Source organism: Pseudomonas putida, assembly GCF_028682175.1.
In the GTDB taxonomy this organism is placed as follows: Bacteria; Pseudomonadota; Gammaproteobacteria; order Pseudomonadales; family Pseudomonadaceae; genus Aquipseudomonas; species Aquipseudomonas putida_AD.
This window is the reverse complement of sequence record NZ_JANHKS010000006.1, coordinates 138319-152258: the sequence shown is the minus strand read 5'-3', so window position 1 is coordinate 152258 and position 13940 is coordinate 138319. Positions and strand designations below refer to the sequence as shown.

The following is a 13940-nucleotide window of genomic DNA, read 5'->3' as shown; positions in this document are numbered from 1 at the left end:
CCTATAGTGACCGGCATGTTCGAGACAGATTCAAACCGTTCAGCGGGGCAGTTTGAGATTGTTCCAGATCGACAGGCTAGGTTCAGTCTGGTTCATCGTATAGAAGTGCAGGCCCGGTGCGCCGCCTTGCAACAATTGCTCGCACATTTGCGTCACGACCTGTTCGCCAAACGCCTGGATGCTCGCCGAATCATCGCCGTAGGCTTCCAGTTGCTTGCGGATCCAGCGTGGGATCTCTGCGCCGCAGGCGTCGGAGAAACGTGCCAGCTTGCTGTAGTTGGTGATGGGCATGATGCCCGGCACGATCGGGATGTTCACGCCCATCTTCTGCACGCGCTCGACGAAGTAGAAGTAGCTGTCGGCGTTGAAGAAATACTGGGTGATCGCGCTGTTGGCACCGGCGTTGGCCTTACGCACGAAGTTCTTCAGGTCGTCTTCGAAGTTGCGTGCCTGTGGGTGCATTTCCGGGTAGGCGGCGACTTCGATTTCGAAATGGTTGCCGGTTTCTTCGCGGATGAACGTCACCAGATCACTGGCGTGAGGCAACTCACCGCCGGAAATGCCCATGCCCGAAGGCAGGTCGCCGCGCAGGGCGACGATGCGTTTGATGCCCGCATCCTTGTATTGCGTCAGCAGGCCGCGCAGGTCGGCCTTGCTGTCGCCGACGCACGACAAATGCGGCGCCGACGGGATATTCACTTCTTTTTCCAGCTGCAGCACGGTGTTGATCGTGCGCTCGCGCGTGGACCCACCGGCACCGTAGGTGCAGGAGAAGAAGTGTGGGTTGTAGCTGGCCAGCGTGCGGGCGACAGCCATCAGTTTTTCATGACCAGCGTCGGTCTTCGTCGGGAAGAACTCGAAGCTGTAGCGACGGTCTTGGGACATGGTCGTATCCTGGGATTTCAGAAGCCTGACGCAAAATCCTGTAGGAGTGAGCTTGCTCGCGATGGCATTCGTTCAGTCAATGCAGCATTGGCTGATAAATGGCAATCGCGAGCAAGCTCACTCCTACAGGGCTGCGTTCGTTCATGTGGGAGCGAGCTAACCTGCTCCCACATGCAAAGCGAACGTTCAGCGCTCGATCAGTAGCGGTAAGCGTGCGGCTTGAACGGACCTTCGACGCTCACGCCGATGTAGTCGGCCTGGGTCTTGGTCAGTTTGGTGACCACGCCGCCGAAGCCGCGCACCATTTCCAGGGCCACTTCTTCGTCCAGCTTTTTCGGCAGAACTTCAACGGTCAGGCGCTCGGCTTTCTGAGCCGGGCTCAGGTCAGCGTACTTCTGGTCGAACAGGAAGATCTGGGCCAGAACCTGGTTGGCGAACGAGCCGTCCATGATGCGGCTCGGGTGGCCGGTGGCGTTGCCCAGGTTCACCAGACGGCCTTCGGCCAGCAGGATCAGATAGTCGTCGTTCTGTGGGTCGAAATCGCCGCTGCCTGTGCGGTGGATCTTGTGCACTTGTGGCTTCACTTCTTCCCATGCCCAGTTCTTGCGCATGAAAGCGGTGTCGATTTCGTTGTCGAAGTGACCGATGTTGCAGACCACAGCGCGTTTTTTCAGCGCCTTGAGCATGTTCGCGTCGCAGACGTTGACGTTGCCGGTGGTGGTCACGATCAGGTCGATCTTGCCCAGCAGAGCCTTGTCGATAGTCGCTTCGGTGCCGTCGCTTTCACCGTTGATGAACGGCGAAACCAGCTCGAAACCGTCCATGCATGCCTGCATGGCGCAGATCGGGTCTACTTCGGTGACCTTCACGATCATGCCTTCCTGACGCAGGGACTGGGCCGAGCCCTTGCCCACGTCACCGTAACCGATGACCAGCGCTTGCTTGCCGGACAGCAGGTGGTCGGTGCCGCGCTTGATGGCGTCGTTCAGGCTGTGACGGCAGCCGTACTTGTTGTCGTTCTTGCTCTTGGTGACCGAGTCGTTGACGTTGATCGCAGGGATCTTCAGTTCGCCCTTGGCCAGCATGTCCAGCAGGCGGTGTACGCCAGTGGTGGTTTCTTCGGTGACGCCGTGGATCTTGTCCAGCATCGCCGGGTATTTCTTGTGCAGGATCTCGGTCAGGTCGCCGCCGTCGTCGAGGATCATGTTGGCGTCCCATGGCTGACCGTCCTTGAGGATGGTCTGCTCGATGCACCACTCGTACTCTTCTTCGGTCTCGCCTTTCCAGGCGAAGACAGGGATACCGGCAGCGGCGATGGCGGCAGCGGCCTGGTCCTGAGTCGAGAAAATGTTGCACGACGACCAGCGTACTTCGGCACCCAGGGCAACCAGGGTTTCGATCAGCACGGCAGTCTGGATGGTCATGTGGATGCAGCCGAGAATCTTCGCGCCCTTGAGCGGTTGCTCACCGGCGTATTTGCGACGCAGGCCCATCAGGGCAGGCATTTCGGACTCAGCGATGATGGTTTCGCGACGGCCCCATGCAGCCAGGGAAATGTCGGCAACCTTGAAATCGTTGAAATCGGCGGGCGTCTGTACAGCGCTCATAAGAGTCTCCATTCGTAGTGTGCGAATGGGCGCCGTTGTGCGTTTAAGGCTTGTCCGGTTCGAGACGAACCTGAACAAACAACGCCCCATCCGAGCCTGACAGGTCTGACCTGCTGCAGCGCCCCTCGGACAGGTGGCGGGAAAACGGTATCAAGTGGTGATGACCGTTTTTTGAAGCGGGGGCGATTATAACTTCTGAGCTATAAGCTGCAAGCTGCAAGCGACAAGTGAAAGCAGATCTGCTTTTACTTGCAGCTTGGGGCTTGAAGCTTGAAGCTTGGGGGCACAAACGCCACGATTTTCCAAACGCCCTGGAGCCCCCTATGAACTTCCACACTCGCAAGTGGGTGAAACCCGAAGACCTCAACCCCAACGGCACCTTGTTCGGGGGCAGCCTGCTGCGCTGGATCGACGAGGAAGCGGCGATCTACGCCATCGTTCAGTTGGGTAACCAGCGGGTGGTGACCAAGTACATTTCCGAGATCAACTTCGTCAGCGCCTCGCGCCAGGGCGACATCATCGAGTTGGGTATCACCGCGACGGAGTTTGGCCGCACCTCGATCACCCTGACCTGCCAGGTGCGCAACAAGATCACCCGCAAGAGCATCCTGACGGTGGAGAAGATGGTGTTCGTGAACCTGGGCGAAGACGGTTTGCCAGCGCCCCACGGCAAGACCGAGATCACGTACGTGAAGGACCAGTTCAAGGATGAGGCGGTGAACGAGTGATCGTCCGGTAACCCAACCGGTCCGTAGCAGCACGGCTTGCCGGCGGGGGCGTACTCAAGGTCGCTCCCGCCGGCAAGCCGTGCTGCTACGAAGAGAGTCGCATCAGGCCTTGTGTGCGGCCTTCCAGTCCCGCAGCCACTGCAAGCCTTCGCTGGTATCGCCTTTAGGGCGGTACTCGCAACCGATCCAGCCGGTGTAGCCCAGGCGGTCGATTTCTTCGAACAGCCACGGATAATTCACTTCGCCCAGATTCGGCTCATGACGGTCCGGCACGCCCGCGATCTGGATGTGGCCGACGCCTGCGAAATCACGGCGCAACTTGCTGATCACATCGCCTTCGACGATCTGGCAGTGATAGAAGTCGAACTGCACTTTCAGGTTGTCGGCACCGACTTCCTTGCACACGGCCTGGCCCTGGTCCTGGCGATTGAGGAAGAAGCCTGGCATGTCTCGGGTGTTGATCGGCTCGATCAGCACGGTCACGCCGACCTTGGCCGCTTCTTGCGCGGCATAACGCAGGTTCTCGATGTACACCGCGTGATGCTTCTGGCGCAGCTCTTCGCCTGGCAGCAGGCCGGCCATCACGTGGATGCGGTCGTTGCCCAGCACGGCAGCGTATTCCAGTGCCTTCTGGATGCCTGCGCGAAACTCTTCTTCACGACCCGGCAGCGAGGCAATCCCGCGCTCGCCCTTGGCCCAGTCACCCGGCGGTGCGTTGAACAGCGCCTGGGTCAGTTTGTTGTCGACCAGGCGTTGTTTGATCTCGGCAGCCGTGAAGTCGTACGGAAACAGGTACTCCACCGCCTCGAAACCGTCTGCCGCCGCAGCAGCGAAGCGGTCGAGGAACTCGTGTTGCGGGTACAGCATGCTGAGATTGGCAGCGAAACGAGGCATGTCTTACTCCTGTCTTCTAAGAGACAGGCGGCGTGCAATCAGGATTTGCACACCGCCTGGGGTATCAAACGAACGGCCAGAGCACCAGGGTCATCAGGAAGCCCAGCGTGCCGAGCACGGTGACCAGGAAGGTCCAGTTGCGCAGGCCGTCGCCAACGTTCAGGCCGGCCAGCTTGGTGAACATCCAGTAACCGGCGTCGTTGATGTGCGACATCGCCAGGCCGCCACCGCCCATGGCCAGGCACAGCAGGGCCATGTGGTTGGCGGAGAGGTTCATGCTGGCGATCAGCGGGCTGAGGATGCCGGCAGTGGTCACCAGTGCCACTGTGGTCGAGCCTTGCACGGCGCGCAACAGCAGCGTCAGGATAAAGCCCAGCGCCAGAACCGGCAGGCCGGTGTTACGCAACGCTTCGGAAACGACAGCACCGATGCCGGTGTCCACCAGGACCTTGCCGAACACGCCACCGGCGCCGGCAATCAGGATCACCATGGCAACGCCCGGCAGGGCCGAGCCGATCACGTCGGACACCTGGCTGCGGCTCCAGCCACGGCGCGAACCGAGGATCCAGGCACACAGCAGGGTGTCGATCAGCAGCGCAACCAGCGGCGCGCCCAGCACGGTCAGCACGCTGCGCAGGGTCGAATCCGCTGGCAGCATGGTGGTGGCCAGGGTGCCCAGCAGGATCAGGATGATCGGCAGCAGAATCAGCGCAACGATAATCCCGGCGCCCGGTGCCGGAGCCTTGGGCAATTTGGCTGCCAGGCTGCTGGCGCTTTCTTCCAGGCCCAACTCTTTGGTGTGGGTCGCTTCCTTGGTGTTGGAGTAGTCGTTGTTGGCCCACGCCACCAGGTCTTCGTTGGTGATGTGCGGACCGTAGACTTCGCTGCGGATGTCGTCGGTCATCGGGTAGGTCTTGCGGGTCATGCGACCGGCGATCACGTAACCGATCAGGCACAGCACCGCCACCATCGGGATACCGAACATCAGCACACGGCCAAGGTCAGCGCCCAGTTGCCCGGCAGCGGCGACAGCGCCCGGATGCGGCGGCAGGAACGCATGCACCGACAGCAGCGCGGCACACATCGGCAGGGCGAAGATCAGCAGCGGCTTGCGCGCCGCGCGAGCAACGCCATAGGCCAGTGGCATCAGGATGATCACGCCGACTTCGAAGAACACCGGAATGCCGACCATGAAACCGGCGACAGTCAGGGCCAGCGGCGTGCGCTTGTTGCCGAAGCGGTTGATCAGGGTCTTGGCCAGCGCCTCGGCGCCGCCGGACAGCTCGATGATTCGCCCGATCATGGCACCCAGCGCGATGATGATCGCGATGTGGCCCAGGGTCTTGCCCATGCCGCCTTCGATGGTTGCCACCAGGTCAGCCGGCTTAACGCCTGCGACCAGGGCGACGATGATGCTGACGAGCATCAGGGCCACGAACGGCTGGAATTTGTACTTGAGGACCAGCAGCAGCAACAGCGCGATGCCGGCACCTGCGATGGTCATTAGGATCAGAGGAGTCATGTTGAGTGTCGTGTCCTGTTGTTATTTTTGTCCGGCGAGCCGGGAGCCGGAGACCGCCGAAGCGGTCCCCAATCAAACGCTTTGTCAGCGGGTTACCAGTTCACACCGAACGCCTGGCGCAGATCTTCCAGCGCCGCTGCGTCCAGAGGCTCGGGTTTGGGGTTGCTCATCAGCCACAGGCGGGCGGTCTCTTCGAGCTCTTCCAGGGCAAAGGCTGCCTTGGCCACCGAGCTTTCCCAGACCACCGGCCCCAGCCGCTCGAGCATCACGCCGCGCACGCTGTTCGCCAGTTTCGCCACCTGTTCGGCGACTTTCGGCGAGCCCGGGCGCTCGTAGTTGATGAGCGGGATGTGGCCGACCTTCATCACCTGATACGGCGTGATGGGCGGAAGGATGTCGTTCTGCTGCCAGACGCCGGCCAGGGTCAGCGCCACCAGGTGCGTGGAGTGGGTGTGCACCACACCGCCAACCCTTGGGTTACGGTCGTAGACTTCGCGGTGCAGCATCAGGGTTTTCGACGGCTTGTCGCCCGACACCCATTCGCCCGCCAGGTTGACCTTGGCGATGGCTGCCGGGTCCAGGCGGCCCAGGCAGGCGTCGGTCGGGGTGATCAGCCAGCCGTCATCCAGGCGTGCACTGATGTTGCCCGCGCTGCCGACGGTATAGCCACGGCCGAACAGCAGGCGGCCGATGTCGCAGATTTCTTCGCGCAGTTTGTTTTCGGCACTCATGCAGCACCTCCGGCCAACTGCTTGAGGGCCTTGTCGAAGAAGTCACGGCCACCGAAGTTGCCGGACTTGAGCGCCAGTGCCAGCGGCTGGTCGCCACTGCTGATGGTCGCCGGAACGCCCGGATCGATCTGCGCGCCGATTTTCAGCAGGCTCACGCCCAGCGCTTGAACCACCGCGCCCGAGGTCTCGCCGCCTGCGACGACGAAGCGTTTTACGCCGGCCTTCAGCAGGCCGCTGGCGATCTTGCCCAGGGCCTCTTCAACCATCGCGCCTGCGCGCTCGACGCCCAGCTTCTGCTGCACGGCTTTGACTTCATCCGGGCTGCTGGTGGCGTAGATCAGAACCGTCTGACCGGCATCGCGGGCGAAGGCCAGGGCGTCTTCGACCACAGGCTTGCCGTCGGCCAGCGCCAGCGGATCGATCCGCAGGGCAGGGCGACCGGCTTCCAGCCAGGCAGCCACCTGGCCGTTGGTGGCGACCGATGCGCTACCGGCCAGGACCACTTCGCCGCCGTCAACCTGCGCAAGTTTTGCAGCGTCGATGTCGCGCAGCTTGCCAGCCTTGCGGAAGTTGCCCGGCAGGCCCAGCGCCAGACCCGAACCGCCAGTCAGCAGCGGCAGGTCGGCGCAGGCTTCGCCCAGGGTGTACAGGTCGGCATCGGACAGTGCGTCGGCGATGGCCATGACCACGCCGTTGGCACGCAGTTCGGCGATGCGCGCACGCACGCCTTCAACGCCCTTGGCGATGCTGTCGTAGCGCAGCAGGCCGACCTTCTTTTCGGTTTGCGATTGCAGCACGCGGACCAGGTTCGCGTCGCTCATCGGGGTCAGCGGGTGGTTCTGCATGCCGCATTCGTTGAGCAGTTGATCCTGCACGAACAGGTGGCCACGGAAGATCGTGCGACCGTTTTCCGGGAAGGCCGGGCAGGCCAGGGTGAAGTCGCTGTCCAGCGCCTGCAGCAGCGCCTCGCTGACCTGGCCGATGTTGCCTTTGGCGGTCGAGTCGAAGGTGGAGCAGTACTTGAAGAAGATCTGCTCGCAGCCGCGATCACGCAGCCACTGCAAGGCCTGCAGCGATTCCTCGACCGCTTCGGCAGCCGGGGTGGTGCGCGATTTCAGGGCGATGACGATGGCGTCGGCGTCCAGTTCGGCCAGGCTTTCAGCGCTTGGAATACCGATGCTTTGCACGGTGCGCATGCCGCCACGCACCAGCATGTTGGCAAGGTCGGTGGCGCCGGTGAAGTCGTCGGCAATGCAGCCCAAGAGAGGGCGCGGAGTCGTGTTGCTCATGTGCGATGTCCTCAGTCGTTGGCGGCTTTGGCGCCCGGCAGGGTGATGCCCGGGAAGATCTTGATCACGGCCGAATCGTCTTCGCGACCAAAACCTGCGGTCGAGGCCTGCATGAACATCTGGTGGGCAGTGGACGACAGCGGCAGCGGGAATTTGCTGGCGCGGGCGGTATCCAGTACCAGGCCCAGGTCCTTGACGAAGATGTCCACGGCCGACAGCGGCGTGTAGTCAGCCTTGAGGATGTGCGGCACGCGGTTTTCGAACATCCACGAATTACCGGCGCTGTTGGTGATGACTTCGTACAGGGCGTCGGCGTCGACACCTTCGCGCAGGCCCAAGGCCATGGCTTCGGCGCTCGCGGCGATGTGCACACCGGCCAGCAGCTGGTTGATGATTTTGACTTTCGAACCCAGGCCATGGACGTCGCCCAGGCGATAGACCTTGCCAGCCATGCCGTTGAGCACCGCGTCGGCCTTGGCGTAGGAGTCGGCAGGGCCGCTGGTCATCATGGTCATCTGGCCGGCAGCGGCTTTGGCGGCGCCACCGGAGATCGGTGCATCGAGGTACAGCAGGCCTTTTTCAGTCAGGCGCTGGCCCAGCTCGATGGCGAAGGTCGGGGCGACAGTGGCGCAACCGATGACCAGGCTGCCTTGAGCCAGAGCGGCGACGGCGCCGTTCTCACCGAAGAGTACGGTTTCGGTCTGCTCGGCGTTGACCACGACAGTGATGATGACGTCGCAGGCAGCAGCCATCGCGGCTGGAGAATCACAAGCAACGCCGCCTTCGCTGGCGAACTGCTCGGTGACGGCTGCGCGCACGTCACAGGCATGCACATTGAAGCCGCTGCGCAGCAGCGAGCGGGCGATACCAAGGCCCATGGCACCCAGGCCAATGACGCCGACGTTCTTGTTATTCATGAGTCTCTCCTCGGGTCGAGTGCCTTCGCTACCGTTGGCACTTGAACGGTGTATGTTCGGATCTGTTAAAGATAGTGAACCTGTGACCGGATAATGTGAAGTAATATTTTGAATTAACAAAAGTTAACATAGATCATTTTTCGAGCAACAAAAAAGCCCCGGTATCTGGCCCGGGGCTTTGAAGATAGTTGGCAGCCGATGTGAAATTCGTTCCGTAGCAGCACGGCTTGCCGGCGGGAGCGGCGTGTCTATGACGGATGCACTGTCTGACACACCGCTCCCGCCGGCAAGCCGTGCTGCTACGGGGAAGGGGTTGCCTCAGCGAGGGTTGTCCACAGACGCCAACAACACATCCACCCCAAGCGCACGGATGCTGTCTGCCGCCGCGCCGCCCAGGCCGTCGTCGCTGACGATCGTGTCGAACTGCTCAAGCCCCGCGACTTTGTACATGCCGAAGGTGCCGTACTTGGAACTGGTGGTCAGCAGCACGCTGCGGGAGGCGGCCTGCATCGCCGCCTGCTTGACCTCGACCTTCAAGGCAGACGGCGTGGTGGTGCCGCGTTGCAGGTCCCATGAACTGGTCGACATGAAGGCAACGTCCGTCGCCAGTTGGCGCAGGGTCGCCGCTGCCAGGCCGCCGACGCAGGAGCGGTTCGGGTGATCCAGCAGGCCGCCGGTGTGAATCACGTCCACATGGGTCGCATCGGCCAGCGCATTGACCACGCCAAAGTCGTTGGTCACCACGGTCATCCCCGACAGAGCGACGATATAGGGCACCAGCTCCAGCGTGCTGGTGCCGGCGTCCAGGTACACGGTCATTTCCGGGTGCAGCAAGGTTGCGGCCAGCCGCGCCATCGCCTGTTTGTGGGGAAGCTCGACCACGGCCTTGGACTGGTGGCTGGGCTCGCTGTGCACCTGGCTTGCGATGCGCACGCCGCCGGTGACCGAATATGCGCGCCCGCTCTGTTCCAGCAAGGCGATGTCGCGGCGGATGGTCATGTGCGAGCAGTCGAACATTTCCATCAGTTGGTGCACGCTGAGCACCTGGTGCTTGCGCAACTGACGCAGCATCAGCTCCCGGCGCTGGTCGGGAATCATGGGCGCTGCACCACTGATGGTGGTGTCTTCTTCGCTGGACATTCAGGCTCCTGATACAACGGTTCGGTGTACGGCCGATCTCGGCTGTGATGGCTGGCATCTTAGCCAATCGGCACGCCTGGTGTATTCCGTCATCGCCAACCTTTATGCTCGAAAAAGTGTCGCCTGGTGGTTGGTGTGGGCGAATAAGGAGAGTACGTGCTGGCGACAACCCTGGTCCTGATCGCAGCGTTGCTGCATGCCACCTGGAACACCCTCATCAAATTCAGCGGCGAGCGGTTGCTGGTCATCGCCAGCATGGACGTGGTCGCTTTTGTCCTCGCGGTGATCGCGCTGGGGTTCGTCACGCCGCCGCCGCTGCACATCTGGCCTTGGCTTGTGGCGTCGGCGTTGTTCGAGCTGGTTTATCGCGCCTTGCTGATCCGCGCCTATCAGGTGGGCGATCTGGGCCTGGTCTACCCGCTGATGCGAGGGTTGTCGCCGCTGGTGGTGCTGGCGCTGACTTTGATCTTCGCAGGCGAGCACCTGACGACCCAGCAGATTCTCGGCATTCTGCTGATCCCTGCCGGCATGGTCTGCCTGTTGTGGCAGGGTGGCGGCGGGGATCGTCTGCCGTGGTCGATGCTGCCGGTTGTCGGGCTGATCGGCCTGTGCATCGGATGTTACACCTGGATCGATGGCCAGGCGCTCAAGCATGGCATCGCCCCGCTGGACTATCTGGTCTGGCTGACGTTCATCAGCGCCTGGCCCTTCCCGCTGCTGGCGGTGGTCAAGAAACGTCCGGCATTCACCCTGTTCTGGCGCGAGCAGTGGAGGCTGGGCCTGGCAGTCGGTTTTTGCGTTCTGGCAAGTTATGCCCTGGTGCTCTGGGCAATGCAGCTAGGCTCAGTGGCAGAGGCGGCAGCGTTGCGCGAGGTGAGTGTGGTGCTGGTGGTGTTGTTCGGCATGCGCTATCTCAAAGAACCTTTTGGCCGGCCACGGCTCTTAGCCTGTGCGCTGGTTTTACTCGGAATGCTTCTGATGAAGCTCACTTTTTAAGGATGTGAACATGACCGTTGCCTTCTGGTGCGTGTTGATCGTGATTCTGCTGCCGATTGTGTGTGCCGGGATTGCCAAGTTCGGCGGTGGTGGATTCCGCATGAGCGACAATCACGACCCCCGTGATTTCCTCGAAAGCCTCGAAGGATTCCCGCGCCGTGCCCATGCCGCGCAGCAGAACAGCTTCGAGGCGATTCCGGGGTTCGCAGCCGGTGTGATCATTGCCCATATCGCCGGGGTCGCCCAACTGGTGACCATCGATGTATTGGGGGTGCTGTTCGTCACCACGCGCCTGCTCTACATCATTTTCTACCTGGCGGATCTGGCCGCCCTGCGCTCGCTGGTGTGGTTCATCGGGCTGGCGCTGGTGGTCGCTTTGTTCGGCGTTTCCGTCGGCACGCCTGCCTGAACATTCACTTGGGTTTTTCAGGGCGTACGCAGATACTGGCGACCCTTTTTCGCCAGTAGTCGCCATGAATTCAAAGAGCGTCGCGTTGAGAAGTTTCGGTCTGCTGCTGGTCGCAGCCTTTGCGTTGACGGCCTGCGGGGGCGTCGACCCGGATTCCCCGCTCGGCCAGCGCAAGGCAATCTTCAAGCAGATGCTCAAGACCAGCGAAGACACCGGCGGCATGCTGCGCGGGCGGCTGCCGTTCGACGGCGCAAAGTTCGCCGAGGGTGCGGTGAAGCTCGATGGCCTGGCCCACGAACCGTGGAAACACTTCCCGCCTGTTCGTGAAGCAGAACACACCAGCGCCAGGGATGCGGTGTGGGAGCGCCAGGCGCGCTTTCAGGAACTGGCCCGGGCGCTTGAGGCCCGGACCGGGGAACTGGTCATCGCGACCAGATCCTTGCAACTGACCCCGGCCAACATGATCCCGCCGATGAACAACGTCGAAGATGCCTGTGATGCCTGTCACAAGGAGTTTCGCGACCACTGACTGGCGTCAGCTTCAAGCGGCAAGCCACAAGCCGCAAGTCGTGCGCGGTGTTGGCGTGGCTTGCGGCTTGAAGCTTATGGCTTGCAGCTTTCTTACTCGTCGTCTTCATCGGGCTGGATCTGCTCCAGCTTCTGCTGTTCGTCCTGCAGCTCCTTGCGCGATTCGGCCAGTTTGTCCTTGCGCTTGTTGATCTTGTCGGCGTCGCCTTTCTTCATCGCCTTGTCCAGGTCCGATTGACGCTTGCCGACTTCCTGCTTGGCCTCCAGGACTTTCTTTTCCTGTGCCTTGATCAGGCTCGCGTCGGTGCAGTGCTCGGTGTTCTCGCTCAGGGCTTTTTCCAGGCCCGCCTGTTGATCGCTGTTCCCGGCGGCCTTGGCCTGCTCGATCTGCGCCTGGATGTCCGCGCGCTTGGCTTCGCACAAAGGCTCGGCCGCCATTGACGGCGCCGCCCATATCCCGCAGACGGTGACCATCAGCAGTGATGACAAGAATTTCATGAACGCTCCTTGAAAAAGATGCCCGGACAGACGACATGAAGTCCGGGATGAAAAGTGACTAAAACCCTTTGATACCCCGCTCGCGCAGCTTGCCACTCAGGGCCTGCACGTGCGGGTCTTGAAAAAATGCCTGCAACTGCACCGCACGTCCCGGGCCAATGCCGGGTTCGGCCTGCCATTGGGCGACGCTGCGGGCAGACAGCTCGGACCACGAACCGCCCAGCTGCGCGCCCGCGACCGGCGGCAAGCCGAGCGCTTTGAGCCAGATTTCGAAGCTTTGTTCGCCTGCGCCCTGAAAACTCTCCAACAGTCTAGCGCTGCTGCGCTCTCCCAGGCCGGGAATCTTAGCAAGCTGTGCACCGTCGAGGTGCATCCAGTCCAGCAGGCCGTTGATTTTTCCGGCCTCGATCAGCTTGTCCCAAGTGCCCGGTCCTACGCCGGTCATGGCCAGGCCCTGCTTGCCGCCGAGCCCCTTGAGTCGTTCGCGGAACTGGCTTTCACAACCAGGAACCGGCTGCCAGCAACTGAGTGCGTGATAGTCGGCGGTGTTGGGGATGGTCAACGGTGTGCGCTCAACGCTGCGGGTGACGACGCCGTCCAGGCGCGGGATCGTCAGCCCTGCAAGGCTGATGGCGACCTGATCGCCGGGGCGGATGTCCAGCGTCTCCCAGCGTTTGAATGAGCCGACGCTCACCCGGCTGACTTTTCGGTCATCCAGTGTCAGCGGTTCGAGCTCCAGCACCGGCGTGATCTTTCCGCTGCGTCCGACGTTGAAATGAACGCTTCGTACCTGCGCCAGTATTTGTGCAAGCGGATATTTCCACGCCGCAATCCAGTAGGGCGCCTTGGCCCGCCAGCGCTCCGCAGGCGGGCGCTGGCCTTCTCGAATCACGACGCCATCGGAGGCAAAGGGCAAGGCGTGGGTGTACCAGAACTCACGCCAGCTTTTAGCCTGTGCGATGCCTGATACCGGTTCGCTGAAGCGCTGGCTGTCGGTGAAGCCAAGCGCGTGCAGCCCGGCCATACGCTCGCGCATGCCCGCCGGCCCCTCCGGCCAGTCCCAGACGAACAGCCCAACCTGCGCGCCTTCCTCTTCGCTGATTGCCTTGCGCGCGAGCAGGCCAGCGACCTTGCTGCGAGCATTGGCGCTGCCGGCTTCGGCCTGCTTGTGATCGGGCAGATTCCAGTACAGCTCGCCTTGCAGCACCAGTGTCGATTCCCACGCCAACGAGGGCGGAATCGCCTGGATCTGATGAGCGTGCCCGGTCCAGTCCTGCCCGCTGACGCCGTCGCCACGGCTGATGAGCCTGGCCAGCTTGCCGTTCTCGTAGACCAGAGTGACCGCAACCCCGTCGACTTTCGGCTGAATCCACAGATCGCTCCGCCCGCTCATCCAGGCCTGCACGGCGTGTTCGTCGGGCAGCTTGTTCAAACCTGTGTGGGGGATGGGGTGCAGTATCGGGCCTGTCGCAGTCTTGAGCGGGTTTTCGTCCTTGGGTGCCTGTTGGTCAAAACACTTGCGCAGCTTGCCCAACCGCTGCACGGCCTGGTCGTAAAGCTCATCGGCCACCAGCGAGACGCCCTCGCGATGATAGGCATCGTCCCAGCGTTCGATCTGTTGCTGCAGCGAGCGGATTTCGCTCTCGGCCCGATCCCCGGGCCACTCGGGGCAGGGCTGGGCATTGGCGAAGCTGACTGAAAGGGCGATCAGCCCACCGACCATGAAGCACAGGTAACGCAGCATCGAAGCATCCTTGCCTGAACGAGTGGGCAGTCAGGCTAAGGTTTTGGCGCCA

14 protein-coding genes and 1 riboswitch are annotated in these 13940 nt (G+C 62.0%); of the genes, 4 read left to right on the top strand and 10 right to left on the bottom strand.

The window, feature by feature from the left end; translation table 11 throughout:
* Positions 1-39: 39 nt before the first annotated feature.
* Both metF and ahcY read right to left on the bottom strand, forming a co-directional pair.
* The gene (metF, locus tag NPS29_RS07080; protein WP_274131615.1) at positions 40-885 is read right to left on the bottom strand and encodes a methylenetetrahydrofolate reductase [NAD(P)H]; all 846 of its coding nucleotides are present in this window, start codon (positions 883-885) and stop codon (positions 40-42) included.
* A 197-nt stretch (positions 886-1082) separates the two neighbouring features.
* On the bottom strand, positions 1083-2492 hold the full coding sequence (gene ahcY / locus NPS29_RS07075; protein WP_274131614.1) for an adenosylhomocysteinase: 1410 nt from the start codon (positions 2490-2492) through the stop codon (positions 1083-1085).
* A gap of 20 nt (positions 2493-2512) precedes the next feature.
* Positions 2513-2625, bottom strand: a riboswitch (S-adenosyl-L-homocysteine riboswitch).
* A 190-nt stretch (positions 2626-2815) separates the two neighbouring features.
* Between ahcY and NPS29_RS07070 the strand changes: the two genes are divergently transcribed.
* A complete protein-coding gene (locus NPS29_RS07070; protein WP_274131613.1) occupies positions 2816-3220 on the top strand; it encodes an acyl-CoA thioesterase in 405 nt (134 codons plus the stop codon).
* A 102-nt stretch (positions 3221-3322) separates the two neighbouring features.
* Here NPS29_RS07070 and otnI read toward each other — a convergent pair whose 3' ends face one another.
* From otnI to NPS29_RS07040, 6 genes are all read right to left on the bottom strand, one after another.
* A complete protein-coding gene (gene otnI / locus NPS29_RS07065) occupies positions 3323-4114 on the bottom strand; it encodes a 2-oxo-tetronate isomerase (RefSeq protein WP_274131612.1) in 792 nt (263 codons plus the stop codon).
* Between the two features lie 64 nt (positions 4115-4178).
* Positions 4179-5636, bottom strand: coding sequence for an SLC13 family permease (locus NPS29_RS07060; RefSeq protein WP_274131611.1), 1458 nt, complete (start codon positions 5634-5636; stop codon positions 4179-4181).
* A 92-nt stretch (positions 5637-5728) separates the two neighbouring features.
* Entirely contained in the window at positions 5729-6367 is a 639-nt protein-coding gene (locus tag NPS29_RS07055) for an aldolase (protein ID WP_274131610.1), read from the bottom strand.
* A complete protein-coding gene (otnK, locus tag NPS29_RS07050; RefSeq protein ID WP_274131608.1) occupies positions 6364-7656 on the bottom strand; it encodes a 3-oxo-tetronate kinase in 1293 nt (430 codons plus the stop codon). The genes NPS29_RS07055 and otnK overlap by 4 nt, the downstream gene beginning before the upstream one ends.
* An 11-nt stretch (positions 7657-7667) precedes the next feature.
* On the bottom strand, positions 7668-8627 hold the full coding sequence (gene ltnD, locus NPS29_RS07045; protein WP_274131668.1) for an L-threonate dehydrogenase: 960 nt from the start codon (positions 8625-8627) through the stop codon (positions 7668-7670).
* Between the two features lie 264 nt (positions 8628-8891).
* Positions 8892-9713 carry a DeoR/GlpR family DNA-binding transcription regulator gene (locus NPS29_RS07040; RefSeq protein WP_274131607.1) on the bottom strand — a complete coding sequence of 274 codons (822 nt, stop codon included), beginning with the start codon at positions 9711-9713 and terminating at the stop codon, positions 8892-8894.
* 156 nt (positions 9714-9869) lie between these two features.
* Between NPS29_RS07040 and NPS29_RS07035 the strand changes: the two genes are divergently transcribed.
* The 3 genes from NPS29_RS07035 to NPS29_RS07025 all read left to right on the top strand — a co-directional run bounded on the left by NPS29_RS07035 (position 9870) and on the right by NPS29_RS07025 (position 11647).
* On the top strand, positions 9870-10709 hold the full coding sequence (locus NPS29_RS07035) for a DMT family transporter (RefSeq protein WP_274131606.1): 840 nt from the start codon (positions 9870-9872) through the stop codon (positions 10707-10709).
* Between the two features lie 10 nt (positions 10710-10719).
* Complete coding sequence (locus NPS29_RS07030) at positions 10720-11118, top strand: MAPEG family protein (protein ID WP_274131605.1); 399 nt, start codon at positions 10720-10722, stop codon at positions 11116-11118.
* 64 nt (positions 11119-11182) lie between these two features.
* Positions 11183-11647 (top strand): c-type cytochrome, encoded by a 465-nt coding sequence (locus NPS29_RS07025; protein ID WP_274131603.1) that lies wholly within the window; start codon positions 11183-11185, stop codon positions 11645-11647.
* 92 nt (positions 11648-11739) lie between these two features.
* Here the strand turns inward: NPS29_RS07025 and NPS29_RS07020 are convergent, their stop codons facing one another.
* Complete coding sequence (locus tag NPS29_RS07020) at positions 11740-12144, bottom strand: DUF1090 domain-containing protein (RefSeq protein ID WP_274131602.1); 405 nt, start codon at positions 12142-12144, stop codon at positions 11740-11742.
* A 58-nt stretch (positions 12145-12202) separates the two neighbouring features.
* Complete coding sequence (gene ligB / locus NPS29_RS07015) at positions 12203-13888, bottom strand: NAD-dependent DNA ligase LigB (RefSeq protein ID WP_425312455.1); 1686 nt, start codon at positions 13886-13888, stop codon at positions 12203-12205.
* Positions 13889-13940: the final 52 nt, after the last annotated feature.

Bases quoted from the DNA above. Each gene is read 5' to 3' on its own strand.
- metF (WP_274131615.1), bottom strand. From the start codon at position 885: ATGTCCCAAGACCGTCGCTACAGCTTCGAGTTCTTCCCGACGAAGACC.
- ahcY (WP_274131614.1), bottom strand. From the start codon at position 2,492: ATGAGCGCTGTACAGACGCCCGCCGATTTCAACGATTTCAAGGTTGCC.
- NPS29_RS07070 (WP_274131613.1), top strand. From the start codon at position 2,816: ATGAACTTCCACACTCGCAAGTGGGTGAAACCCGAAGACCTCAACCCC.
- otnI (WP_274131612.1), bottom strand. From the start codon at position 4,114: ATGCCTCGTTTCGCTGCCAATCTCAGCATGCTGTACCCGCAACACGAG.
- NPS29_RS07060 (WP_274131611.1), bottom strand. From the start codon at position 5,636: ATGACTCCTCTGATCCTAATGACCATCGCAGGTGCCGGCATCGCGCTG.
- NPS29_RS07055 (WP_274131610.1), bottom strand. From the start codon at position 6,367: ATGAGTGCCGAAAACAAACTGCGCGAAGAAATCTGCGACATCGGCCGC.
- otnK (WP_274131608.1), bottom strand. From the start codon at position 7,656: ATGAGCAACACGACTCCGCGCCCTCTCTTGGGCTGCATTGCCGACGAC.
- NPS29_RS07040 (WP_274131607.1), bottom strand. From the start codon at position 9,713: ATGTCCAGCGAAGAAGACACCACCATCAGTGGTGCAGCGCCCATGATT.
- NPS29_RS07030 (WP_274131605.1), top strand. From the start codon at position 10,720: ATGACCGTTGCCTTCTGGTGCGTGTTGATCGTGATTCTGCTGCCGATT.
- NPS29_RS07025 (WP_274131603.1), top strand. From the start codon at position 11,183: ATGAATTCAAAGAGCGTCGCGTTGAGAAGTTTCGGTCTGCTGCTGGTC.
- NPS29_RS07020 (WP_274131602.1), bottom strand. From the start codon at position 12,144: ATGAAATTCTTGTCATCACTGCTGATGGTCACCGTCTGCGGGATATGG.
- ligB (WP_425312455.1), bottom strand. From the start codon at position 13,888: ATGCTGCGTTACCTGTGCTTCATGGTCGGTGGGCTGATCGCCCTTTCA.